The sequence below is a fragment of the Mycobacterium sp. ST-F2 genome (assembly GCF_001905655.1).
GTDB lineage: Bacteria > Actinomycetota > Actinomycetes > Mycobacteriales > Mycobacteriaceae > Mycobacterium.
Genome location: NZ_JMHT01000105.1, coordinates 1 through 23,215 on the forward strand (window position 1 = coordinate 1; position 23,215 = coordinate 23,215).

Sequence of the window (23,215 nt, forward strand, 5' to 3'; positions counted from 1 at the left end):
CTGGCGCTCGACCGCGGCGCACTGGGAAAGCCACTTCGAGACCATCCACAACGGCATGCTCCGACCTGGCGGGACCACCTGGGAAGGCACCGCCGCCGATGCCGCCGCCGAGCGCAGCTGGGCCGATCTGGTGAAAGTCCGGGGTGCCGGTGACGCGCTGTACGCCGCGGCCGGCCATGCCACCACCGGCGCCGGCGACATCGCCTGGGCCAAACGCCAGGTGCTCGACGCGATCGCCGAAGCCGAAGAAGCCGGATTCACTGTCGGACAAGACTTTACGGTCACGGACAAGTCGGCCGACGGCTTGCTACGCAGCGCCGCAGGTCGCCAACAGCAGGCCCAAGCCTTCGCCACCGAAATCAGCACCCGAGTGCAGGCACTCGCCGCGCTCGACAAGCAAGTCGCTACGCAGATCACCGCAGCACTGGAGCCGTTGGAGACGGTGCAGTTCTCCGACGAGGCGAAGAACGCCCCGACGGTGCAGGCCGTGGACTACCACCACTTCAAGCAGGACGGGCCCGCTTCACCTCCACCCCCGCCGCCCGGACCAAGTTCTTCCGACATTCGCTCGGTGCTGGATCAGCTTCCCAAGGGGACCACTCCTGATATCCGCGAGGTGCGCTCACCTGAAGACCTGCAGAAGCTGGCGAAATGGATGACCCAGGACGGTACTGACGGCTTCAATCGCTACCGTGACCCCGCCAAGGGCGCCTGGAAAGACCTCCCTGACGGCAGCAAGGTGGGGGAGAGGTTCGCCGCGAACTCGACCGGGCAGCCGGCCCTCGATGTCAATTTGCAAACCCCTGATGGCGGCGAGCATTGGAAGGTGCACATCAACCCGCAGACCGGTGGCGAGCCGAACATTCCCGCACCCAAGGCGCCGCCGATCGAGCCGCAGGCTCCGAAAGCGACACCGGCAGAACCGAACTCGCCGAGAGCGCCAGTCACCGAACGGGCACCCGAAGTCGGGGTCAGGGGCTGGGGTGGACCGTCAGCGGAACCGTTCGGGCCGCAGCCGGTGCACCCGCCCGGCAGCATCCACCACCATTTCCCGATCCTCGGTGAGGACGATCCTATGGAGAATCCCCGGGACTTCGAGGGACACTCATGACGATGAAACAGGAGCACGAAACGATGGAGCCGGTGAGCGGGGCGCAGGACAGGCTTCGTGCGGAGATCCTGACAGGAGGCCTCTACGAGTCGGTGTCCATGGCCGACGTGCAGGGGTACATCAACCGCCTGCGCCTCGCCACGACCGACACCGAGCGGCAGCAGCTGATGCTCGAGGCGATTCGCTCACTGCTAGTCGACGGGTTGGTCGTGGTTGGCGACATCCCTGGCCCAAACGATCCGGGGTTCCTGGTCTGGCCAGGGGGAATCGATGAGGTGATGGCGGAGCTGACCGACCGCATCATCGGGCAGTGGACACAGCCAGAGCTGTGGGACTACTCGACTTGGCTGGACCTGACCCAGGCTGGACGGGCCGCTGCTGAGCAAGCGCGCGGGCAGTGAGTCCCCGCACCTTCTCTGGATCATCTGGATCAACCTCACCGACCCGGGTGAGCGGTAGCCGCCGAGGCCGCGACAGCGACAATGACAGCTCACAGGGGGACCAACGGCAGCTAGTTGCGCGGGGTGAACGCCCCATCCACGCAACTAGGCCGGGTCGCCCAGCTCCGGCCCGACCGAATAATCCGCCAGCTGCGATAAAAACCTAGCTGAACTGGTTACGCAACTCTGCGTAAGCAGCTTGGGTAGCCCCCGCTGCATCCCGGAATGCGTTGGCCGCCGCGCTGTACGCCGTGGCCAGTGCCATCATGGCCTCGGCGTCGGTAACGCCCACCCGTATGGTCATTGCGTTGAGAACATCGGCCTGCGAAAAGGCCATCAGCGCAATGTATTTGGTGATCCAGTCAACTACTTCCGGATCGCGCAGGTTTGTCTCTCGAACGTCGAACGTTAGCCCGTTAAGGGCTAGGTGTATCTGCTCAACTTTGGCGATCAGCGGTGCAGCGCCTCCCCACCGGGCCGGGTCGAGAACGCCGGGGTCGGTGGGTGACTTCGGGTTGATCGCTGTGGCCTGACCGCCGGCCAAGACCTTGCTCACGCTGCCGGCTTCCCACTGCAACGCCTCGTCGAGCCCGCGCCGCAGCCGCGGGCTCAGCTGGGTTTGGTGGTTGTTTTCGATCGCACTCACGATCGACGCCGACGGTCCGCCCAGCCGGGCAATATCAGCCTGCGCGAGGCCCAGTTCGTTTCGACGAGTCTTGACGGCCTCTGCCAGCTTCTCCCACATCTCATCGCCATCATCCCCGACCAATCGGTAATCCAGCACCAATCCACCCCTTACGGCGCGCCTACATCCAATTTATATCCAGATTATATTTGAATTAGATGTAATCTGGCTACGGTCAAAGGTCACTAGGGGAGAAGAGCTGCACTATGAGCACCGACGGCACACTGCGAACACTCATCGCCCGAATCGAAACCCTGCCGGCATCGGACTCCAATGAGTTCGTTATTGCTGCCAGCCGCGTATTGCACGAGCTACGCAAACTCGACGTCACCACTAGCGCCGCCAACGAGCTCGACGGTCCCGCCTCGGTACTGGCCCTCAGCGCCATCCGCCGCACCTACACCGCGCTGCTCGATCGCGTCGCCCAGTCACCGCACGCCACGCTTGGTCAGCGCCTGGCCGCCGTCCGTCATCACGCTGAACTCACCGCGTTCGAGGCCGCCGCTGCCTGCGGAGTCGCCTTCGAGGTCATTGTGGGCATCGAAGCCGGCCTACCGGTCCCCGAGGATGCCGCCGCGGCCCTGCAAGGCCTCGTTGACCAGCTTGACCGGGCCACTGCCGCTGCCTGACCGGTCCACCGGATGACAAATCCCACCAGTAACAGAAACCTCGTCAGTTCCCGGCGTGGCATCGCTGTTTTTAAAAATGAGCCCGGCATGATCAGCCTCATGACTGGACGAGCGAAGACGGGACGCCCCTCCCTCGGCGACCGGGTCGTCATGACCGCCAAGCTCCCGAACGTAGTCCGCGAGGCCGCCGACACAGCAGCACACGATCACAAGATCGATCGCTGCGTCCTGCTGGCCGAAATTGTCTCCTTCCACTACGGGCGGCCTGACCTGATGCGCCATCTCCCGCAACGACTTTTATTCGAGACACAAAGGAACACAACGGTCCTGACCTTTGAGGACCGCCAACTCGGGCAGCACGTCCCCGTCAAGCCACCACCCGCAGTCGCCGAACAGGTTCGCGAGCACGCCGAGCGCCTTGGTATCCCACGCTCCGCCCTGTTGGCCGACATCATCAGCCAACACCTGGGATACCCCGAGCTAGTCCGTGAACTCGATACTCCGAAGGAGGGGCTGCCACTGGCGATGTGACACACCCGCCTGGCCCGAAACTTTCTTTGCTCTTGGTCGACACCGAGCCGGGCATATGTGACATCTGAATAGCTGGTGTGCGGAAACCCCGCTGAATGACGAAGGCCCCGCCTAGGGCGGGGCCTTCGTCTGGAGATTAAAACCGAGTTCGCAGCTCGGTTCGGGGTTCTCCGCACCCATTCCCCGAAGGGACTGACTTGGCGGTCAGCTCTCACGGTAGCGCATGCGCGGTTTTAGAAACAGATTCGGCGCGCAAACAATACGCAAACCGTGACCAATACCTATCCCGTGCCGGCGTTGCCCGCATGGTTGACGCCGCGACGGCGCACACGTACGTCGATCGCGCCGAGAAAGCCTCACTGTGGCGGGGCTGGATCGAGCGTGCCGGCGCGGTCTCCGCGCGGCTACCGGTGTGGACTAGTCGAGACTCGTGGCTGGCCGGCCTGCGTGGCTGGGCCACCTCGCGCGCTCTGGCGTCACTGTGCGCCGCTGAGCGCGTCTCGATCACGGCAACAACGCTGCTCGCGGTGGCCGCCGTGATGGCCGACTACGCCGACCACGACACCGGCCGCCACGTGGCCATCACCCGCGCCACGATCGCCGAGCGAATCGGCTGCAGCGACCGCACCGTCACGGCCGCCTGGCGCGTCCTACGGGCCGCCGGTTGGGCCGTCGAAGCTCAACGTGGCCATGGCTCCCCAACCACCCCCACTGTTGGCCGCCGCCCCTCGGTGTACCACTTGGTTTCCCGCCGCCAGCCGGCCGTTGCATCGATACCGGAGCCGGTGGAGCTAAGGGGACTCGAACCCCTGACCCCCAGACCCACCAGTGGTAGTGATTGCGAGGCCGCCGCTGCACTCTGCGGCGCTGTGGATAACTCGGCTGATTTCCACCTACCGCCGTCAGGCGGTGTTTGTTCTTTAGCTCCCGTAGGGAGTAACTCACCAAGCGCGCATCCGCGCGAAAAAACGTCATCCCCACGGTCGAAAAGCCGGCGCTGGCGCGCCGAGCCTCGACCCGCGGCCCTCCAGCGTCTGGCCGATGCCCTCGCCGGGAACGAGTACGGCCGCCGAGGACTGTGCCGCGGACTGCGCCATGGCCATATCGGCGCCATCTGCGATGCGCTCACGTCTGTTGGCATCGACCCGGCGGTGTGGTCCGCCAAAGACATCCAGGAAGCGCTAGAAGCCGACATGCGCCGCACCGGCGGAACATGGCCCGATCAGATCACCAATCCCGGCGGTTTTCTGGCGAGCCGCCTGCGCCGGCTCGGCAGTTTCACCGGACGAGCGCCAGCGTCCGTCACAGCCCCGCCACCGGCCACAGCGACCACCCCAGCCACCGACGCCCCGGCGGCCCTCGCTCACGTCGACAAGCGCGGCCCGACAGCGCATCAAGCCGGGGCCGACATCCAACGCATCCTCGATGCGGCCAAACGCAAACGGTCGACGGCAGTCGTACCGTGACAAGCGTGTCGCTCCGCGTGCTCTGGCCACCAACACTCCGGCTGGCTCCAGCGGTCAATCCCGAACTCGCCCAGATCGTGAACGAGGTGTACACCAACCACGATCTGCTGCCGCCCGAGTGGACGCCACAGCAGCGCCAGGACTTCCTTCAGCGCGAAGCCGCCCGACTCAGCCGCCATGTCGCCGAACTCGCCGCCGACATGGCCGATCAGGCCGTCAAGGACTGGATCAACCGCCACGGCGATCACCCGGACTACCTGACCAAGACAGGGCTGGTGAACAACGCGACCAACCAGGCCACAGAGCTGGTGCTGAGCCAGGAGCTCTACGAGCTGATCCCGCCGCCGCAGGACGACCCGCTGGAGGACGACACGACCGGGCTTCCAGATCGCAGTCAGGTGCCCTGGGATCGACGCTGGACCCGCACCTACTACCGGACCGAGCCGACCGAGGAACAAGAGGACCTGGTGGCGGCCGTGTGGCCGACGCCGGAGTTCCCCGCCTTATTCCGGATCAAGGCCGAGTACTTGATCGCGGCCCGGGCCGAGGACCGGCTTCCCCTTCCGGCGGACCGCTACGACCCGTTGGCTGACCAGCTGGCCCAGTTGGTCTACGCAGATCTACGTGCCGACGGCCTACCCACCCAAACAACCCGGGAGAAACCATGACAGCAGGTACCCAGAGCTTCACGGTGACGCTCGCCGACGGCAACAAGCTGACTTTCAACAACACGGAAACGCCGCAGGCATACAGCATCGAGGCCAACGGTGTTCTGGTCATCGTCTCCCGCACCGACACCACCGTCGAGACCGACCGCTACAGTCCCACCGCCTGGACGTGCGTCAGTGAATCCAGGCCCCACACCGGCGCTCAGCCCGCCAAAATCAGCTAGTCCCGCAGCCCGTCCACCGGAGCTACGGACTTTTAATCCGCAGGTCCCACATTGGTGCGCTGGAGGCGTCCTCCAATGGGTTCCCAGCGCACCCCGATCGGGCGCCGCCGAGAGCGGCTCCGGTGTCACTATGCAGTGCCCTCGGCGGCCGAGGGCACTGCTTCCCTTACTGAGCCGGTCGCCGCCCGACCTGCTGGCCCCGGCGTGCTCGTCGAGCCAGCCTCGGCCCATTGGTCTCGGAGCGCGCGGTCGGGAGCCCGGCGCCCCGGTGTCGCCGGGCTCCTCTCGGACGCCGCTAACCCGAGCCCACCGTCCAGCCGGGGCGGCACTGCTCGTCGCGGCGCTTCGCGCCTTGCGCCTTGAGCGCCGTCATCTTCTCGGCCAGCCATTCATCGACCGTTTCCGCCCGACCAACCTCACCTAGCAGCACCCCACAAACTTCACCTCCAACCCATTTGACCAGCACCGTCCCGTACAGCCCCTCTCAGCACTGTCTCCTCACCACCGCCCCGTCCCCCAGCCACACCGATCCCACCGGCAACAGCCCCACCCCAAAAAAGCCAACAGCCACCGATCACACCTCTTGCATTCAGGTCACGAATTGATAACGGCCGCTTGGGACGGTGCTCGCCGACCCCTCCATCCGGAGCCTTAGAACCGGTGATACAGCGGTGATGGGACTACACAAACTGACGGCCGGGGACGGCTATCTCTACCTGCTTCGGCAGGTAGCCGCAGCTGACGGCACCCACCGCGGCCGATCCACCCTCGCCGACTACTACACCGAAAAAGGCGAAACCCCCGGACACTGGATCGGCAACGGCCTCGCCGCGCTCGGTCAACCGGTCGGCCGCGACCCGCACGACCCCGTCGTCAAAGAACTCTGGTCGGTGCCAGAGGGGTCCGAAGTCAAAGAAGAACAGATGAAGGCCCTGTTCGGTGAAGGCCTCCATCCCAACGCCGACAAGATCAGCAAGCACCTGGCCGAGAACGGCCTCGGACAAGCCGGCCAGCAGGCCGCCGCCAAACTCGGCCGGCCCTTCCGCACGATGGCCAACGAGAACGAATACGTGCGCCGGATGCGCAGCGCCTACGCCGAGTACAACGCCACCCTCGACGTCGACGTCAACTCCCCCATCGACGACGAAGTGCGCGCCGAGCTGCGCACCGCCGTGGGCCGGGAAATGTTCACCGAGAACTACGGCCGCGAACCCGCCAACGACCGCGAACTGACCGGCTTCCTGGCCCGCCAATCCCGCACGCAGACAACAGCTGTCGCCGGATACGACTGCACCTTCACCCCGGTCAAATCGTTCTCCACCCTGTGGGCACTGGCGCCCCTGCCTGTCGCGCAGAAGATGCTCGACGTGCACCACAAAGCGGTCGCCGACGCGCTGCGGTTCATCGAGACCGAGGCCTGCTTCGCCCGCATGGGCGCCAACGGCGTAGCCCAGGTCAACACGACCGGAATGATCGCCGCCGCGTTCGATCACCGCGACTCCCGCGCCGGTGACCCGAACCCGCACACCCACGTCGCCATCAGCAACAAAGTGGCCGCCATCGGGCCCGATGGCATACAGCGCTGGCTGGCCCTGGACGGCGAACCCCTGCACAAGGCGGTGGTCGCCGCATCGGAGATTTACAACACCCAGATCGAGGCCTACGCCATGGCCGACCTGGGACTCGAATTCGCCGCCACCGACACCAAACCCGGCAAGCGCCCGGTCCGCGAAATCGTCGGTGTCCCCGCCGAATTGAACACCGCCTACTCGTCCCGCAGCGCGGCCATCGAACACCGCGTCGGCGAGCTCGCCAAAGCCTTCCAAGCCGAGCACCACCGTGAACCGTCCGCGATCGAAATGATCGCCCTGTCCCAGCAGGCCACCCTCGACACCCGCCAAGACAAGCACGCCCCGCGCTCGCTGGCCGAGCAGCGCCAGATGTGGCGCACCCAGGCCGTCGAAGTGCTCGGCAGCCAGCACGCCATCGACCACATGATCGCCGCCGTGTTGGCCCCGTCGGCCAGCCGGCAGCACCAGCTGATCACCGACGAATGGGTCGCTGAGCAGGCCGCCTCGGTGATCGCCAAGGTCTCCGCGGCACGCGCCACCTGGGGCATCAACCACGTGCGCGCCGAAACCCAGCGGATGCTGCGCTACACCGACCATGTGGCCGATCAGGCTGTCGCTCAACGCATTATCGACACCGCCCTCGGCGTACACAGCATCGCCCTGACCACCCACGCCGACACCGAGATGGGTGAGCCTGGCGAGCTGCGGCGGGCGGACGGTTCGAGCGTCTACCGCCGCCACGACAGCACGATCTACACCAGCGAAGACGTGCTCGCCGCCGAACGCCGCATCCTGGCCGCCGCCGGCATGGCGGGTGGCCATGTGGTGGACGCCGACAGCATCGAAACCGCCCTCGCCGAACGCCTCGCCCTCGACGGTGTGGAACTCAACGATGGTCAGGCCCTGCTGCTGCGCGACATGGCCACCTCCGGTGCTCGGATGCAGCTGGCGCTCGCCCCGGCGGGAACCGGAAAGACCACCGCCGCAGCCCCGTTGGCCTCGGCGTGGATCACCAGCGGCGGCACCGTCGTCGGCCTCGCGCCGACCGCCGCGGCGGCTGAAGTGCTCGCGGCGGACCTTGGCGCACCGACCGACACCATCGACAAACTGGTCCACCTCGCGGGCCTCGGCGGTGGGCCGAAAGCCTCCGCCGACGACCCCGCCCGTGCCTGGTTCGATCACATCGACGAGCGCACCCTGATCATCGTGGACGAGGCCGGCATGGCCTCCACCGCCGGCCTGGACGCTGTCCGAGCCGTCGCCGAAGCCAGGGGCGCGAGTATCCGCGCCTTCTGCGACGACAAGCAGCTAGCGGCCGTGGCGGCCGGTGGCGTGATCCGCGACATCGCCGAAGAATATGGCGCCCTTGCGCTCTCGGATGTGGTGCGCTTCACCGACCCGCTCAACGGTGCCGCCGAAGGGGCGGCGAGCCTGGCGCTGCGCGAGGGCGACCCCACCGGCATCGCCTTCTACCTCGACCACGACCGCGTCCACGTCGGCGCCGACGTCGCCGTGATCGACATGGCTTACCAGGCCTGGGCCGACGCCCAAGCCGCCGGCCGCGACGCCCTGATGATCGCGCCCACCAATCCTCTTGTCGCCGAACTCAATCAGCGCGCACGCCTGGACCGGCTGCACCGCGAGCCGGCCCCGAAGAACACTCGCACCGTCACCCTGTCCGATGGCCTGGAGGCCTCCGTCGGGGACTGGATTCTCACCCGCAACAACGCGCGATGGCTGCGCATCCCCGGCGGCGGTTGGGTCAAGAACGGACACCGCTGGGTGATCCGCGACATCGACGAGCACGGCAACATCAGCGTGTCGCGGATGACCGGAGCCAACACTGACGCCGTGGTGAAACTGCCGGCCAAATACGTCGCCACCGACACCACGTTGGGCTACGCCCGCACCATCAACGGCGCCCAAGGATGGACCGCCCGACACGAATGCCACGTGGTCGGCACCGACGCGCTCACCCGTGAGCAGCTCTACGTCGCGCTCACCCGCGGCAAGCACGAAAACCACATCTACTTCTCGACATCGGAAGCCGATCCGCACCGCATCCTGGCCCCCAAGGCCACCCACCCGCCGACCGCCACCGACATCATGGCCGCGATCCTGCGGCGCGTCGGCGCGCAGATGTCCGCGCACACCGCCCAGCGCTTGGAGAGCGACCCGTTCAACCGGATCGCCGGTGCCGCCGACATGTACCTCGACGCGCTCACCCGCGGCGCCGAAACCCGCGCCGGCGCACAGGTCATGGCCGCCATCGATGCCGCCGCCAACCGCATCCAGTTGGGGCTCACCGAATGCGAAGCCTGGCCGGTACTGCGCCGCGACATGGCCCTGCTCCACCTTGATGGCCACGACCCCATCGAGGCGCTCGAAACGGCCGCCCAAGGCTCCCTCGGCGATGCCAAAGACGTCGCCGCCGTGCTCGACGCGCGCCTGCCTCAACCCGCCGGGAGCGCCATCGCCGAACTCGGTCCCCTGCACTGGCTGCCCGCCATCCCGACCGCCCTGGCCGAGGACCCGCAGTGGGGTCCGTACCTCGCCTCTCGCGCCAGTCTGGCCAGTGGGCTGGCCGACGATATCCGCGACACCGCCCAGTCTTGGACCGCATCGACCGCACCCGCGTGGGCCCGCGGGCTGTTCGCCAAAAACCAGACGTGGCTCATGTCCGAAATTGCGGTGTTCCGCGCCGCGCACAACGTCGATCCCGCCGACACCCGGGTCACCGGGCCGCGCCAGCACGTCACCCGCGCCGCCCAGTTCCAGCGCCTGGCCAACGACCAGCTCGACGCCTCGATGCGCCGCGAACACCCCGGCGTGGCCCGCTGGCGCACCCTGGCCGAGAACATCGACCCGACCATCACCGCCGACCCGTTCTGGCCCCGCCTGGCCACCCACCTCGACGACGCGGCCCGCGCCGGCGCCGACATTCCGGCGATGCTCGCCGAAGCCATGGCCACCCACGGCGCCCTGCCCGACGAACTGCCCGCCGCCGCCCTCTGGTGGCGCCTGGCCGGCACCCTGGCCCCGGCCACCCTGGAGCAGTCCAACACCCGGTCGGCGGACTTCTTGGACGCCGCCCGGCACACCGAGGTCGCCGCCGACCTACATGCACTGGCCGAAGAAGTCGACTACCTGGCGGCCGCCGCGCAACACCGCTCCGGCATCACGTACTGGCGCAAACCCGCCGAATCCTGGGCCCATCTCGACGAATCCACGCGGGCCGCGGTGCGCACCATCAGCGCATCCGCCCCCAATATTCAGGTGCTCACCGTCCATCCAGATGGAGATAAAGCCCTGGCGCTCAAAGCGATTCACGCCGCCGCGCAGGCCAACAACTGCCCTGTTCTGGCGGTGCCGGCCACCAAACGCGCCGGCACCTTCCTCAAGGAGACCGCCTACTTCGATCGCTGGAGTAGCGCCGCCCGATACCGCGAACAGCTTGACACCGGAAAACGCGCAGCGCCCCAGAAAGGTGCACTGATCGTCATCGACGACGCCGACCGCCTGGACGCCGAGCACCTGCGTTTCTTCACTGACCACGCCGCCCAGACCGACACCAAACTGCTGTTGATCAGGTCCGCCAGCAGCCAGCGTGAACCCAAGCACACGCTGGTCAAAGCCCTCGCCGACACCCTGCCCTGGGCCCAAGAACTCGGTACTCCCGCGCATCACGACAAGAATCACCGCACCGCTATCGAGCGAGTTACCGAACACCTCCACGAGCACCGCCTCGCCAACCACGACCGCACCACTGCCACAGAGCTTTTGAACCGCGCCACTGCGCCCCAGTGGGACCAGTCCCGTGCGGCGACACCGGTCGTCGACATGGAAGCTCTGCGGGCCGAGGTGGACTGCCTTGCTGTGGCCGGCGGCGTGTCCGGACAGGCCATGTACCCCCCGCCGCCCGACCGCTACGCCTCAGTGCCCGAGCCCGATCGGAAAGCCGTCGCGCTCGCCGCCAGCGGCGTCCAAAGCGTCCAGGTCCTCACCGTCGGCAACGGCGCCGACAAAGCCACCGCGCTGGACGCGATCGCGTCCGCCGCCCGGGCCGGCGACAAGCAGGTTTTCGCGATACCGGCCACCGACGAGGCCAAGGCATTCGCCCTCGAACACTGCTACGCCGACGGTCACAACACCTCTGAGGCCGTCCACGGCGGCCTCAGCGCCGGCCACGCGACCGTGCCCGCTGGCACCCTGTTCATCGTCGACGACGCTGACCAACTGACCGCCGAGCACGTGCATTACTTCACCGAACACGCCTCGCGCACCAACACCAAACTGCTCCTGGTACGCAACCCCAGCAGCGAACGCGAACCACGGCAGACCCTCGTCGAAACCCTGGCCACCCACCTGCCCTGGGCCCAGCAGGTCGGCACGGTCCCTGACCGTGAACCGGCCACCGAGATCGAACAAGCCCGCCACCTCGAGGCCCCTGACACCGAACGCAGCGACCCCACCAACAGGCAAGAAGCTCTGGACCTGGTCACCCGGCACGGCGCCATCACACGGGAGTACAACCGCCGCGTCGCCTACCTGCGCCGTCCCAGCCACAGCCTCGGCCGCGATAAAGACCGCTCCCAAGACCGCAGCTCCGGCTACGAGCTCTAGACCCTGACTTGTCTTCGCAGTGAAGGTCATCTTCGGGCTGACGCCCCATCGAGCAAGGACCTCATACGCCCAGGGCGCGGTTTACACCGCCACAGCATTTAACGAGACACCGGCCATGGCCGCTGCGTACACCACATCAGCCGGGGTGCCGTTCTCCCAGCACACCAGCGTCTCCAACCGCCGGCAGTGCACGAAGTCCTGCACATACGCCACCAGCTGCGCGGGTTCCTCCATGCCTGTCAGGCCGGGTCGCTGAGACCCCGCCATCAACCGCTCCATCTCGTACTCCGAGCGCAGCGCCGACCACTCCTCAGCAGAAGGCCACCGCGACGAAATCAGCGTCCGCGCAACCGATTGCGCCACCGACGACAACTCCGGCCCACTGAAAGCCGCTTCCTGCGTCAACTGGCGGGCATAAGCCTCCGCCACGTCCTGGTTCGCGCTCTCCAAGTACCGGTAGACGCTCGGAGCCACCGTTTCCAGCCGGTGCGACCGGCTACTTAACAATTGGGCGGACTCAGCGTCAGCGGGAGTGCTTGACGGGGCCACCGCGATCGCCGCATCTGGGGTTGCGTCCGAAACAAATTCCGATTTCTGCGGCCACGTCGTCGCGATCGCCGATACCGTTTCCCCGCGAGCTCGCACCGCCCGCACCGCTGTTTCGGCCGGATTGAACCACCCGAACCACCGTGCGTCGAAGTCCTCGTCGAACCGGGCCGCCAGCGGCATGGTGCGCCGGATGTACACGCCCGCAGGGATATAGCCGGCACCTTCGTTCGAGGTGACCCACAATTCCGGCAGACCCGACGTACCGCCCCGCGAGACCGCCACGGCCCACTCCAAACCGGGATAAACCACGCTCGACGCCGCGGCCAAATCGGCCACCGCCGCCCGGGCCAGCTCCAGATCGCTCATTGACACGCTGCGCGCAACCGGCTGCGGCGCAGCCTGCTCACGCACCGGCATAAACCCTGTTGTCGGCGCGGCCCCAGCATTGCCGGTAACCGTCGGTGGTGGCGGGGCACCCCCGATCGACGCGGGCCCACCGGCGCCGCCAGCCGCGGCCGGCGGTATCGCGGACGGCGGCAGAACCGAACCGTACGAGGTCATGGGCGGCGTCGCGCCAGCGGGCATTCCGCCGCCGGCCACTGCCGGCGCGCCTGCCCCGGCGGCATTTGACGATGGTGCGATGAGCCCACCGGCCGGAGCCGCCGCTGCCGGGGCGCTGGCCTGATTCAGCGGTGCTGCCAGTGGTGTCGTCGGGGTTTGCGGAACGGCCGGCGCGGAAGTGATCGGCGGCATCGCCCCCGCAGCACCCGACCCCATCGACAGACCCTTGCCGAACTGCGGTCCCAGGGACGCCGGCGACATGCCAGCGCTCGAAGGGCCTTGCAATGCAGCAGGATTCACATTACCCAGAGGGCCGGTCAAGCCCTTCCCAAACATCCCCTGCAACCCGCCCATGCCGCCGCCGAGGCCGCTAAGCGGCGAACTACCGCTACCGCCACCAGAAGACCGCATAGAGGGCATAGACGGCATCTTCGGCTGGCTCGTGATGCCGGGCGATCCGCTGATCGCCGGTGTCGGAAGTGCGTCCATAGGCCCACCGACGTTCGGCGCGGTCAGAGCGTTCTTCGGTGGTGTCCCGTTTGCGCTGTCAGTCGGGAGGGCATCGAGCGCACGCCCTGCGGTGGTCGCAGCCTTCTTCGCCCCCGACTCTGCGTCTTGCGGATCGCCGTGAGGTGCCTTGTCCGTTGGCATCGGATCGTCAGAATCGTGACCGCTGATCCTCCCGGCCGGAGCTTCCGGTGCGCCAAACTTGTCGGTCAGCATCGCGGTTTGGTCCTGCGTATATCCGTGCAGCTCAGCTGACCAGCCGGCAATGAGAGGCCGGTACTCGGCGGTGAGCGGGCCGATGCCCACCGGTGCGCCGGTCACACGCGAAAGCCGCAGCATCCGCTCAATTTCCCGGTGCCACTCATCGTGCGCTTGACGCATTTTCCCTTTGATCAGGCCCGTGAACTCGCTGACCCGATCGACACTGGCGGCTACCGCTTCCCCGGCCTCGACCACCCTGTCGTGGACGCACCACTCTTTCTCGTAGTGCTCGAACGCAGCGTCCCGAGCCTCACCGGCTGTCCAGTCCGTGCCGAATGCTTCGTCGGTATGCGCTTTCGCACTGCGGTTGGAGTCCTCCTGATGGCGCGCCCAGTCCCGAACAGCCTGAGCGTGTTCCGCGAGCTTGGATTCGGACACTTCCGGCCACTCCCCCGGCCAAATCAGCACCCGTGTGTAGAGCCCCTGCGGGCGCGGAACATCTTGCCCCGCCGGCCTAAGGGCCCCAGGGACATACCCATCGGGCTTCGGTCGCGTCGCTGACAGATGCTCAACGATCCGACCGGCAATCCACTTGTACCGATCCTCCCACGCCGGAACCGCGCCCGAGCTCGCGCTGGCCGCCATCAGCGAGGCAATCCGCATGCATCGAATAAGGCGCCAACCGCTGCGTTTCCGGTCTTGGTCAGCTCCACGAGCTGATCAACCGGCGCATGGGCTAGAGCCGCGGTGGTCAAATCGGTTGCTGTCGCTATGTACTTTTTGGCGGCGTCAGACACATCAGACGGAACAGCGGGCGACAATGAATTCTGTACCGCAACAATCGTATTGAGCTTTCTAACGACAAATGGAATGTTCAGGTCGCCGTTCACCACAACCCCACCCTGGTCGGCGCTGCCACGCTGTCCGGCGTCGACCGCGTGGCAGACCTTGTCTTTCGCCGCTGCCACGTCCGCGTCGCTCACGGTCGGGCCCGCGGAAACTATCGACGGCGCCCCCGATTTCACCGGCGCCGAATCTCGCCCGACCGCATACGCGATGGCCGCCGCCGCGGCGATCGATGCGATATTCACCGCAACCACCACCGCCACTAGACCCCACCGGCGCGGCGCAGATGCCGGCGCCGGCGCTCCAGCGGGCCAGAGCTGTCCCGTATTGCCTTGGTGTGCCGCGTTAGGCGGTGACCACCCCGAACTCATTGAAATCCCCTCCCCGGCACTATGTTTCGAGCGCGGCAGTGTTGACAGACTCGACCTGCTCCATGGTCGACACCGTCACTGCCGCAGCACCCAACCCCTTCTCCGAAAGTTCGGCCATCGGGACCAACGCTGAGTGAAGTAACGCATGCCCGGTAGTCAACAAGCCCGCGGTGTACTGATCTACCGTCGTGGGTGCCGGGGGCGTTGTCGCCGCAGATGCCGCCCGGATCGTCCCCGCAGCCGCCAATCGAGTCCGCGTCGACACTGGCTGCATCTCAAATGACAACGCCACTTAAACCCCCTCATCCCCAAGTAAACCCCGACAGAACGCCTCAATCTCGAACGTCGTGGCTGCCACCTCGGCCTGCTGTTCAGGGTGCACTGCAGCCAGCGTTTGAAGCTCAACCGGCAGTGCTTTCGAATAGCAGGACCACTCAGCTGCCCGTACATCGCCTTTTACTGCCGCTATCCCAGCACGTATCCAGGGCAGCCACGTCCGCATGATCGAATCCTCATCCACCACATCAACAGCAGGTGGAACGAGACTGCCGGCGGCGGCCGTTGTCAGCTCCCTAACCGTGGATTGCAACGTCGTCGCTGTCAGCGCCCGCCAATTCCTGACGGATCGGTTCAAATCACGCAGCGTGTGCAACACCCACATGTCCCACTCCTGCCGCACCGCGGCCCAGTCTTCCGCCTCTAGCGCTGCCGCGAGAGCTGCCGGTGGCCCGGAGTCGTCGATTTCCAGTGTGGACATCCACCTGGCCTGGCTTCGCACCATGGCCGCCACTGTCGCGGCTGCATCGCCGTGTCCCCCGTCAGGCGAGGACTCATCAAGGTCCATGCCCCCGACTTTACGGTCCGACGCCGACAATTGCGCCGTCCCAAACGTCTTCACTCGAAACCAATCATGCTGGTCAAACCGCTAATTACCGATTTGTACCGGCAAATCGTTCCCCATCGGTATCCCGACAACTGCGCGGCCGCAGTCTTGCTCAAACCCGTCATTCCACTCGCTCGACCGCTCCGCGATCTCTTATGCAGACCACTACCGCCGCTCTACAACGGCATCATCGTCGCCATCGTCCAACCACTCGGGCTCGCCCCGATCCAGGCCGGCTGCAAGGGCGGTCGCCGTCTCCTTCCACGAGGTCAGCTCCGCAAGCACCAGCTGAGGCTGATCCGTAGAGAACGACGCCCGGGCGGCGTCAACCAGGTCCTGGGCGCAGGTGACCCGGTCGGCCGGTGATAGCGCGAGCATCCACGGAAAAGCCTTCAACATCCGCTCGACGAGCGGGCCGTCGGCGTCAACCGTCCCGTCCCGCACGACCTGCCCCGCATCTCGCGGAGTCAACTCGTAACGAGCGCGAATCTCTTCCTCGCCGAAGGTGCGGCCGGCGGCAATATCGGCTTCCGCTTCAAGGAGCGATTCACGGAAGCCTGGAACCGCTAACCAAAAGTCGGTGTCGTCATCGCCGTTGGCCGACTCATCGGCCGTGTCAGTCACAGTGTCAGGGTAAGCGGCGATGCCACCCGGTAGTTGATTACCAAACCGGGTAAATCCGTCTCGGATCTAAAGAAACGAGACATGCCGCCTGGTCTCCCCTCCCCTACCTATCGGCCCAGGTCGCGGCGTCTCATTTCCTGTCTCACACCGCGTGTCTCGAATCCCCGATGTCGGTAGGTGGTGAGACAGTGCCGATATGGCACCGATCCTCGGGTACGCCCGCGTCAGCACCATCGGCCAGGATCTCGAAACGCAACTGGCCACCTTGGCGGCCGCCGGCGTCGACACCGACCGGGTCTACACCGACAAACTCTCTGGCTCCGCCAACACTGCCCGCCCGGGCCTGGCCGCCCTGCTGGACTACGCCCGCGACGGTGACACCGTCGTCGTCACCGCGATCGACAGACTCGGCCGCTCCGCCGCCGAAGTCACGCGCACCATCGCCGACTTTGGACAGCGCGGAATTCTGTTGCGCGCCATACGTGAAGGCATCGACACCGCCACCCCGACCGGCCGCGCTGTCGCCGGCATCATGGCCACCCTTGCTGAACTCGAACTCGAGCTCGGCAAGGAGCGCCGCGCTGCTGCACGCGAGTCACGCCGAGCACGCGACCTCCCGGCCACCAAACCCCACAAGCTCACTGCCGACCGGCAGGAACAACTCCGCCGACTCGCTGCCACCGGCGAGCCAGTCGCTGAACTCGCCGCAGCTTTCGGTATAGGCCGCGCGACCGCTTACCGCTATCTCGCTAGCAAGGACGCCGGCCCGTAGGTAGGTAGATTCCCGCAGAACAGCCACGTTACGACGGCACCGCTGCGGGTTTGCCAGCGGCGGTCGGGCTCAGCTGATCCGCAAAAATCCGCGAACCACTCAGGCCGCTCGATGTCCAGAAAATCCAAGATGACAGCGCCGTCATCCGCCGGAAGGTTGGCAGGGTAGTAGCCGTCCTGCCAAGCCGCGTCGTGGTCCCATGGCGGAGGTCGACGAAACCATAGGACCCGGCCGTGCCGGTGCGGCCACCGCGGATCAATCCGCGCCAGCTCTACCGGGTTGAAGCCGTACTCGGAAAACGGCTCGTCGTACGGCATGGAACCCCGTACTTCCAGATCGCCAGCGTCCCCGAGGGCGGTGATTGCCCGGTGCAGACTCACACGTTCCGCGCGTGGGGCGTCAGGTCCTACTAGACCGAGCAGGTCGATCGTGTACCACCGCCATCGGGCCCTCGATATCTTCAGCAAGCCCGAATCGTGTTCTGACCTCGAAATGGAGCTGGACACCCACGGTGGAATTCCCTTGGCTGCGAACCGATCCCGAGATTTACGCTCAAGAGCTTTCAGTACTCGGCGCTGCTGAAGACCGTACCCACGCGACACTCTGAGCACTCTATTGCGCGGTTAAGTGTTGCCATATCGCAGTGCCGTCAAGGTCCCGTTTGACAATTGACGCTGCCCCCAACGGCCGCGGCAACGGCCGGGGGCAGCTAGTCCCACGTCGCGTCAACCAACGTAAGGAACCGCCTATGAGCATAAGTGCCCACAGTCCGAAACAGAACCCGTTCCCTCCAGGACACGGGCGTTCCGCGCCCACCGCCGTTCTGGTGCTCGCCACCGCCATGGCCGCGGTCACCGGCCATTTCACCGACTGGCAGACGGCAGCCACCGTCTTCAACTCGGTGCTCGCCCTCTACAACCTACAGCCGCCCCAACTGAGGGGCGGCTGTAGGCCGGGCATGAAATTTTCGGGGTCCCCATTCGCGCCGTCCACGTCACCGTGCACCCCTTCCCTGTAAACCTCGATGCGGCCGCACGAGAATTCATGACCAGGTATCGGCCACAGGCAGGAAAGGAGCTGATCCGGATGGACGCCGCCACAATCGCCCTGTTCGGGACTCTGGTGAGGGGTTTCGCATGCTGACCGCATGGGCCGACGAGTCCGGATCGCGCCCGGACCTCGATCCCGGCGCGTACCTGCTGGCTGCCACGTTATGCGATGACGAAGATGTCGCTGAAATGCGAAAAGTTCTCGAAGGCCTTCGTATCGGTGAGACCAAACTGCACTGGCATGGCAGCAGCCCCGAACGCCGCGCTGAGCACGTCGCTACCGTTGCCCAACTCCCGGTCACCGGGTTCGTCGTCGTCCACATCGACAAAGACGCCGACGACCGGCGTCATCGGCGCAAGTGCATGGAGTTTCTTCTGCCCCACTTGGCGCTGATGCCTTGTTCGACCATCACCTTCGAATCCCGAGGCCAGCTCGACGCCAGCGACCTGGACATGCTCCAGAAGCTGCGGTCGCGCCGAGCAATCGAATCGACCGTCCGGATTGAGCACTCCATAGGACGCAACGAACCAGCACTTTGGGCCTCCGACATCGTCTGCGGCGCCGTGGTCCAGGCCCGAATCGGCAACCCCGCCTATCTCGACGTACTCGGCAGCGCTGTCGAGCTCCACACGATTTAGCCCAGAAACACGCGAGCCACAGGCCTCGTCGTCCGGCGAGTAATCCTGTGGCTCACTTCCAAACCCACCGCAATGGGCTGGCTACGGCACCGACTATACACCTTAAGCGGTGCATAGCAGGCATAACTATGACTCGGTTTAGCTAAGCACCCCTCTGCCCCACTTAGTGCCCATATGGCGAAACGTCGATGCTTGCTAGGCGTGCTAGCATAGCTACTAATGCTAGGCTAGCACGCCTAGCGATCGTAGTTACCGCCGCTAATTTCAACTACGGAGGACACACGTCATGCAGCCCAAACGGCACGCCCTGGCCAACCAGAAAGGCGGCGTAGGTAAGACCGCCACCACACTCGGTCTGGCCAGCGCCATCAGCCATCGCGGCGGCCGCGCCCTCATCGTTGATATGGACCCCCAGGCCAACGCCACCGAAGGCCTCGGCGTCTACACCGAAGAGGGCCAGCTCACCACCGCTGACCTCATGGACCGCACCGAACCCGGATCAGCCATCGACGCAGTCGTGGCCACCGACTGGGACGGCATCGACCTCATCCCGGCCCACCTGGACCTATCCAACGCCGAATCCAGCGGCGCATCCGACCTGGTGTTCCGCCTCGACGTCGCTCTCGAAGGCCTGGACCTCTCGCCGTATGACGCGGTGCTGTTCGACTGCCCGCCCAGCCTGGGCAAACTGCTGTTCGCGGTCCTGCTCACCGTCGACGCCGTCTACGCCGTCACCGAACCGACGAAAGACTCTGCGAAAGCCGTCACGCGCCTGGAAACCACCGTTCAGAAGGTCAAACTCAGGCCCAACCCGCGCCTTGAGTTCGCCAAAGTCATCATTTCCCGCCGGCAGAACAAGGGCGAGCACATCGACCGGGAGCGCGAGCTGCGCGAAGCCTACGGCGACCTCGTGGCCCGCACCGTCATACCCGACCTCAGTGCCCGCCAAGACGCCCACAGCGCCGAAGTGCCCATGCACAAGTTCAAAGGCGGCCGCGCACTGAGTCTGCAAGTCGCCTACGACGACCTACTCGATGAACTCGGCATCACCATCGGAGCCAACGCATGAGCACTACACGCAAGCCGGCTATCACCCGCACCACCGGACACCCCGCCGACGCCATCCCCGAGCGCCCCGCCGTCCTCACGACCCAGGCCGCGCCTCTCGAACCATTGCCGGCCACCCCGTTGCAACAGCCCGCGCCGCAGGCCGGGGGAGCGGCCGAGCGGCTGACCGAGCAGCACAACGTCAGAATCCGGCCCTCTATCAAAAGCCGCCTCGGAAAAGCCGTCGACAAACTCCGCTACGAAACCGGCGACCGCACCATCAGCATCGCCTCCATCACCGACCAAGCACTCGACGCCTACCTCACCCAACACGGCTGCTAGCTAGCTGTGCTAGCACAGCTAGCAATAGGCTTTCAACTGGGCAAACAGGTCGCGAAGGAACCAACATGTCAGAAGCCCGTCGTACCGTAGGAGTCATGGACGCGAACACGCCGCCCACGCCGGGAACCCCCGAGCACTGTGGGCAGCCTGGCTCGACCGCTACGGCGACGACTACGCCACCGACGACGAACGGCGCGCCGCATACCGGGATTTCCAAACCAACCTGGCCACCATGCAAGCGGTCTTCTTGCAACCCGACCACATGCATACCGCTGGGTATCTCGCCGCACACGAACGGGTCAACGACGGTGACGCCGATAGTCCCGACGACGCCGAACTGTGGGTACCGGCCAATCTCAGCGGCCCCCCTACGCGCGGATGGCCCGAGAGGCCCCGAGCCCGTGGCCAATGGGGGCGGCTAGCCGAGTCGGGATCACTGGGTTGGGCCGCGGGCTGCGCGCCATAGGACTAAACCAACCCAAGGTTTCGTTACGTTTCATCGCTTTTGTTTCGTTCCGTTTCGTATCTTGTGTTGCGGTGACTGAACCCGTAGCGTTTAGAGGCATGAGCGACAAACCGATGCAGGCCGTTGAGGCGTCGCGGGATAGCTGCAGTTACCCCGGATGCACTCGGCCACGGCTGCCTGACCCCTCCACTGGCAGGCCTACGCGCTACTGCGGGCAGGCCGACGCGGATGGTGGTCCGATCCACAACCGCGCATCGGCATGGAAGGCCAGGCGCTCGCAATCCGGCACCGTCATCCACGACGAACCGGGAGCGACAGCACCTGTGTCGATGGCGCGGGCAACGCTTGACCAACGGCTGGCCGAGCTGCCGGAACGGTTCGCGGACCTGCGTCAGTACCTAGACGGCGTCGTTTCAGACCTACGCGCCGCCGGCGATATCGAAGCGGCGGGGGCGGAAGTCGAAGACGCCCACCGCGACGCCCTGACCAAGGTCACCGATGCGGAGCGTCGAGTGGCGGTAGCGGAGCGGGCTGCTCGAGCGGCTAACGACCGCGCCAACGCCGCCGAGCGCGATCGCGAAGAAGCAGACCTCATCGCGGAGGACGCCAGGAACGAGCTGGCCCAGGTCCGCGAGACGGCAGCGGATCAGATAGAAGCCGTGCGCGCAGAAGCCGCCGAGGCGGCCCGGCTTGCACAGGAACAACTCACCGAGGCCGAGGCCCGTTTCCGGTCCGGTTTAGCTGAGCGTGATCGCGATCTAGAACTATCCCGCCAAGAGGCCAACGCGGCCCGAGCGGACGCCGCGGCCGCGGCGGCCGCCCAGCATGCCGCGGAAGAGTCCGCGGCGCGGGAACGCGAGACTACGGCGCAGCTACGTCGCCAACTCGATCAGACCCGCCAGGATTTCGAAGGGGTACGTCAGCGGTTGCAGAACGAGATTGAGGCCGCCCACGCTGCAACGCAGCAGGCGCTGGCCGAAGCCGCGGCCGTTCGAGTGCAACTGGCCACAGCTGAGGCAGAGGCACAATCCGCATCCCGAGCCGCAGAGCTCGACCGGGCGGCCGCGGCTACTCTCACCCGGGAGCTAGAGCGAGAACGTGAGGAGTCGCGCAGCGAACGCGAAGCGCTACGCGCAACCCAGGCTGAGCAGCTCGCCCAGGCCCAGCGCAATGCCGATGAACGCGTGCATGCCCTCACTGAAGCGTTGGCAGTGGCAACCGCGGCAGCGGATACCTACCGTGGACAACTTGCGGAACAGTCCGCGGCGCGAACCAAGCGCTCCAACAGTTGACAGGGTGATCGTGACCAAACATCCACGACGGCACCCCATTGCAGCGGACGGAGGCTCCGGGGTGACCGTCGGTCAGTCGCTGGCCGACTTTCTGCATCGCGAGCGAGTGCCGGCCGGACTGATAGATCGCCTCGACTACATCGCCTCCCCCGGCCCCGCAGGTTCGTGGCCCCCGCGACCAGGTTGCTGCGAGCACCGCGACATCGGCATTGTGAGGGGCCTGGGCGACAATTGATCTGGCCGCCTGGCTGCGCGAAGCTCCGCAGGTGTTCGGCCCGCATCGCCCCCATGAGACCTTTGACTGCATCGGCGGTCGCGAAGCGAATCTCATACTCGATTTTCTTCGGCGGTCGAGGTACCAGCTCGCCACGCTTAGCGGCCCCTGCGCGAGCGGATTGGCTCGAAGGCTTCCGCTCCCACTTCGAGCCATGACCAGACAGACATCCGATCGATCCCACCGCCTGGCCTAGCGCCGAATAAGCTAGCTCAGATAGCAGTGCTAGCACTGCTATCTGAGCTGATCTGATTAGGCATTTCGCTAGTTCTGGCTTCCTTCCTCGCCCGAAATTGTGGTGAACGTGGTGGTGGTTCCTGTCAAGGCCAATGCCCGCTACGCGGTCGACCAAGGTCGAGCCTTGACAGGAACCACCACCACGCACAAACGCGGCCAGTACGAGGAAGGGACAGCCGCGAAGTAGACCACGGAAATCGGCGTCGGCCACACCCCGCAGCCCGTTTTAGACTGCCCAACGTGGGGGAACACATCACGGTCGACAGTGAGGGCCTGCTGTCCCATGCCAGCGTGTGCGACTCCGCGGCATCGACGATGCCCGTCCCAACGCCGCCGGCCGGCGGCCATCGGGCCCAGGCAACCACCGCGGCCGTCGCGCATGGCCACGCACTGATCGACACCGTCGCCGCGCAGCTCTCTGGGCGGGCCACCGCTACCGGTACGACCCTGCGCACCGCGGCCGGGGAATACGTCCGCACCGACAGCGGCAACGCACAGTCGATCAGCACCACCGTTCAGGTCTGATGCCAGCGGCTAGCGATGGTGCCCTGACTCGTTCCGACATAGAAGCCTGGGACACCACCCACCTAGAAACCGCCGCGACACA

The 23,215-nt window shown here is 65.9% G+C and carries 21 protein-coding genes; 14 read left to right on the forward strand and 7 right to left on the reverse strand.

Going from position 1 to position 23,215, the window contains the following annotated elements; all coding sequences use genetic code 11:
* Both EB75_RS29535 and EB75_RS27750 read left to right on the forward strand, forming a co-directional pair.
* A partial coding sequence (locus EB75_RS29535; protein WP_073698417.1) for a hypothetical protein occupies positions 1-1,111 on the forward strand: 1,111 nt, incomplete at its 5' end.
* A 2-nt stretch (positions 1,112-1,113) separates the two neighbouring features.
* Positions 1,114-1,512 carry a hypothetical protein gene (locus EB75_RS27750; RefSeq protein WP_073698418.1) on the forward strand — a complete coding sequence of 133 codons (399 nt, stop codon included), beginning with the start codon at positions 1,114-1,116 and terminating at the stop codon, positions 1,510-1,512.
* A gap of 202 nt (positions 1,513-1,714) precedes the next feature.
* Here the strand turns inward: EB75_RS27750 and EB75_RS27755 are convergent, their stop codons facing one another.
* The gene (locus tag EB75_RS27755) at positions 1,715-2,335 is read right to left on the reverse strand and encodes a helix-turn-helix domain-containing protein (protein WP_061003265.1); all 621 of its coding nucleotides are present in this window, start codon (positions 2,333-2,335) and stop codon (positions 1,715-1,717) included.
* Between the two features lie 107 nt (positions 2,336-2,442).
* Between EB75_RS27755 and EB75_RS27760 the strand changes: the two genes are divergently transcribed.
* From EB75_RS27760 to EB75_RS27780, 5 genes are all read left to right on the forward strand, one after another.
* A complete protein-coding gene (locus EB75_RS27760; RefSeq protein ID WP_061003263.1) occupies positions 2,443-2,865 on the forward strand; it encodes a hypothetical protein in 423 nt (140 codons plus the stop codon).
* Between the two features lie 87 nt (positions 2,866-2,952).
* Entirely contained in the window at positions 2,953-3,396 is a 444-nt protein-coding gene (locus EB75_RS27765; protein WP_286150336.1) for a hypothetical protein, read from the forward strand.
* A gap of 305 nt (positions 3,397-3,701) precedes the next feature.
* The gene (locus EB75_RS29090) at positions 3,702-4,862 is read left to right on the forward strand and encodes a helix-turn-helix domain-containing protein (protein WP_142239869.1); all 1,161 of its coding nucleotides are present in this window, start codon (positions 3,702-3,704) and stop codon (positions 4,860-4,862) included.
* Positions 4,863-4,867: 5 nt separating this feature from the next.
* Entirely contained in the window at positions 4,868-5,530 is a 663-nt protein-coding gene (locus tag EB75_RS27775; RefSeq protein ID WP_286150337.1) for a hypothetical protein, read from the forward strand.
* Positions 5,527-5,754, forward strand: coding sequence for a hypothetical protein (locus EB75_RS27780; protein ID WP_073698420.1), 228 nt, complete (start codon positions 5,527-5,529; stop codon positions 5,752-5,754). The genes EB75_RS27775 and EB75_RS27780 overlap by 4 nt, the downstream gene beginning before the upstream one ends.
* A 295-nt stretch (positions 5,755-6,049) precedes the next feature.
* Here EB75_RS27780 and EB75_RS30100 read toward each other — a convergent pair whose 3' ends face one another.
* Positions 6,050-6,184, reverse strand: a complete 135-nt coding sequence (locus tag EB75_RS30100; RefSeq protein WP_286150338.1) for a hypothetical protein — start codon at positions 6,182-6,184, stop codon at positions 6,050-6,052.
* Between the two features lie 244 nt (positions 6,185-6,428).
* On the opposite strand from EB75_RS30100, the gene mobF reads away from it, so the two are divergent.
* Positions 6,429-11,948 carry a MobF family relaxase gene (gene mobF, locus EB75_RS27785; protein ID WP_073698421.1) on the forward strand — a complete coding sequence of 1,840 codons (5,520 nt, stop codon included), beginning with the start codon at positions 6,429-6,431 and terminating at the stop codon, positions 11,946-11,948.
* An 81-nt stretch (positions 11,949-12,029) separates the two neighbouring features.
* On the opposite strand, the gene EB75_RS30105 is transcribed toward mobF, so the two are convergent.
* The 4 genes from EB75_RS30105 to EB75_RS30110 form a co-directional block, all read right to left on the reverse strand.
* Positions 12,030-14,204: an EspK C-terminal domain-containing protein gene (locus EB75_RS30105; RefSeq protein ID WP_286150339.1), complete on the reverse strand. Its 2,175-nt coding sequence runs from the start codon at positions 14,202-14,204 to the stop codon at positions 12,030-12,032.
* Between the two features lie 206 nt (positions 14,205-14,410).
* Positions 14,411-14,875: an Rv2240c family protein gene (locus tag EB75_RS27795; protein ID WP_073698422.1), complete on the reverse strand. Its 465-nt coding sequence runs from the start codon at positions 14,873-14,875 to the stop codon at positions 14,411-14,413.
* Positions 14,876-15,275: 400 nt separating this feature from the next.
* Positions 15,276-15,827, reverse strand: coding sequence for a hypothetical protein (locus EB75_RS27805; protein WP_142239870.1), 552 nt, complete (start codon positions 15,825-15,827; stop codon positions 15,276-15,278).
* 204 nt (positions 15,828-16,031) lie between these two features.
* The gene (locus EB75_RS30110; protein ID WP_142239871.1) at positions 16,032-16,490 is read right to left on the reverse strand and encodes a hypothetical protein; all 459 of its coding nucleotides are present in this window, start codon (positions 16,488-16,490) and stop codon (positions 16,032-16,034) included.
* 196 nt (positions 16,491-16,686) lie between these two features.
* Here EB75_RS30110 and EB75_RS27815 point away from each other — a divergent pair, with 196 nt between their 5' ends.
* Together EB75_RS27815 and EB75_RS29095 are read left to right on the forward strand one after the other, a co-directional pair.
* Positions 16,687-17,262, forward strand: a complete 576-nt coding sequence (locus EB75_RS27815; protein WP_073698425.1) for a recombinase family protein — start codon at positions 16,687-16,689, stop codon at positions 17,260-17,262.
* Positions 17,263-17,495: 233 nt separating this feature from the next.
* Complete coding sequence (locus EB75_RS29095) at positions 17,496-17,675, forward strand: hypothetical protein (protein ID WP_142239872.1); 180 nt, start codon at positions 17,496-17,498, stop codon at positions 17,673-17,675.
* Positions 17,676-18,473: 798 nt separating this feature from the next.
* Here EB75_RS29095 and EB75_RS30235 read toward each other — a convergent pair.
* Positions 18,474-18,941 carry a hypothetical protein gene (locus EB75_RS30235; protein WP_174557742.1) on the reverse strand — a complete coding sequence of 156 codons (468 nt, stop codon included), beginning with the start codon at positions 18,939-18,941 and terminating at the stop codon, positions 18,474-18,476.
* Between the two features lie 295 nt (positions 18,942-19,236).
* Here EB75_RS30235 and EB75_RS27825 point away from each other — a divergent pair, with 295 nt between their 5' ends.
* The 4 genes from EB75_RS27825 to EB75_RS27850 all read left to right on the forward strand — a co-directional run bounded on the left by EB75_RS27825 (position 19,237) and on the right by EB75_RS27850 (position 23,133).
* Positions 19,237-20,019: a ParA family protein gene (locus EB75_RS27825; RefSeq protein WP_073698427.1), complete on the forward strand. Its 783-nt coding sequence runs from the start codon at positions 19,237-19,239 to the stop codon at positions 20,017-20,019.
* Positions 20,016-20,339 (forward strand): hypothetical protein, encoded by a 324-nt coding sequence (locus EB75_RS27830; RefSeq protein ID WP_060999298.1) that lies wholly within the window; start codon positions 20,016-20,018, stop codon positions 20,337-20,339. Before EB75_RS27825 ends, EB75_RS27830 begins: the two co-directional genes overlap by 4 nt.
* Positions 20,340-21,134: 795 nt before the next feature.
* On the forward strand, positions 21,135-22,097 hold the full coding sequence (locus EB75_RS27840; RefSeq protein WP_060999162.1) for a coiled-coil domain-containing protein: 963 nt from the start codon (positions 21,135-21,137) through the stop codon (positions 22,095-22,097).
* Positions 22,098-22,848: 751 nt separating this feature from the next.
* On the forward strand, positions 22,849-23,133 hold the full coding sequence (locus EB75_RS27850; protein WP_061009943.1) for a hypothetical protein: 285 nt from the start codon (positions 22,849-22,851) through the stop codon (positions 23,131-23,133).
* Positions 23,134-23,215: the final 82 nt, after the last annotated feature.

Coding starts and splice junctions, on each gene's coding strand:
- EB75_RS29090 (WP_142239869.1), top strand. CDS start 3,702: ATGGTTGACGCCGCGACGGCGCACACGTACGTCGATCGCGCCGAGAAA.
- EB75_RS27765 (WP_286150336.1), top strand. CDS start 2,953: ATGATCAGCCTCATGACTGGACGAGCGAAGACGGGACGCCCCTCCCTC.
- mobF (WP_073698421.1), top strand. CDS start 6,429: ATGGGACTACACAAACTGACGGCCGGGGACGGCTATCTCTACCTGCTT.
- EB75_RS27815 (WP_073698425.1), top strand. CDS start 16,687: ATGGCACCGATCCTCGGGTACGCCCGCGTCAGCACCATCGGCCAGGAT.
- EB75_RS27830 (WP_060999298.1), top strand. CDS start 20,016: ATGAGCACTACACGCAAGCCGGCTATCACCCGCACCACCGGACACCCC.
- EB75_RS27760 (WP_061003263.1), top strand. CDS start 2,443: ATGAGCACCGACGGCACACTGCGAACACTCATCGCCCGAATCGAAACC.
- EB75_RS27825 (WP_073698427.1), top strand. CDS start 19,237: ATGCAGCCCAAACGGCACGCCCTGGCCAACCAGAAAGGCGGCGTAGGT.
- EB75_RS27805 (WP_142239870.1), bottom strand. CDS start 15,827: ATGGACCTTGATGAGTCCTCGCCTGACGGGGGACACGGCGATGCAGCC.
- EB75_RS27780 (WP_073698420.1), top strand. CDS start 5,527: ATGACAGCAGGTACCCAGAGCTTCACGGTGACGCTCGCCGACGGCAAC.
- EB75_RS27750 (WP_073698418.1), top strand. CDS start 1,114: ATGAAACAGGAGCACGAAACGATGGAGCCGGTGAGCGGGGCGCAGGAC.
- EB75_RS27840 (WP_060999162.1), top strand. CDS start 21,135: ATGGCGCGGGCAACGCTTGACCAACGGCTGGCCGAGCTGCCGGAACGG.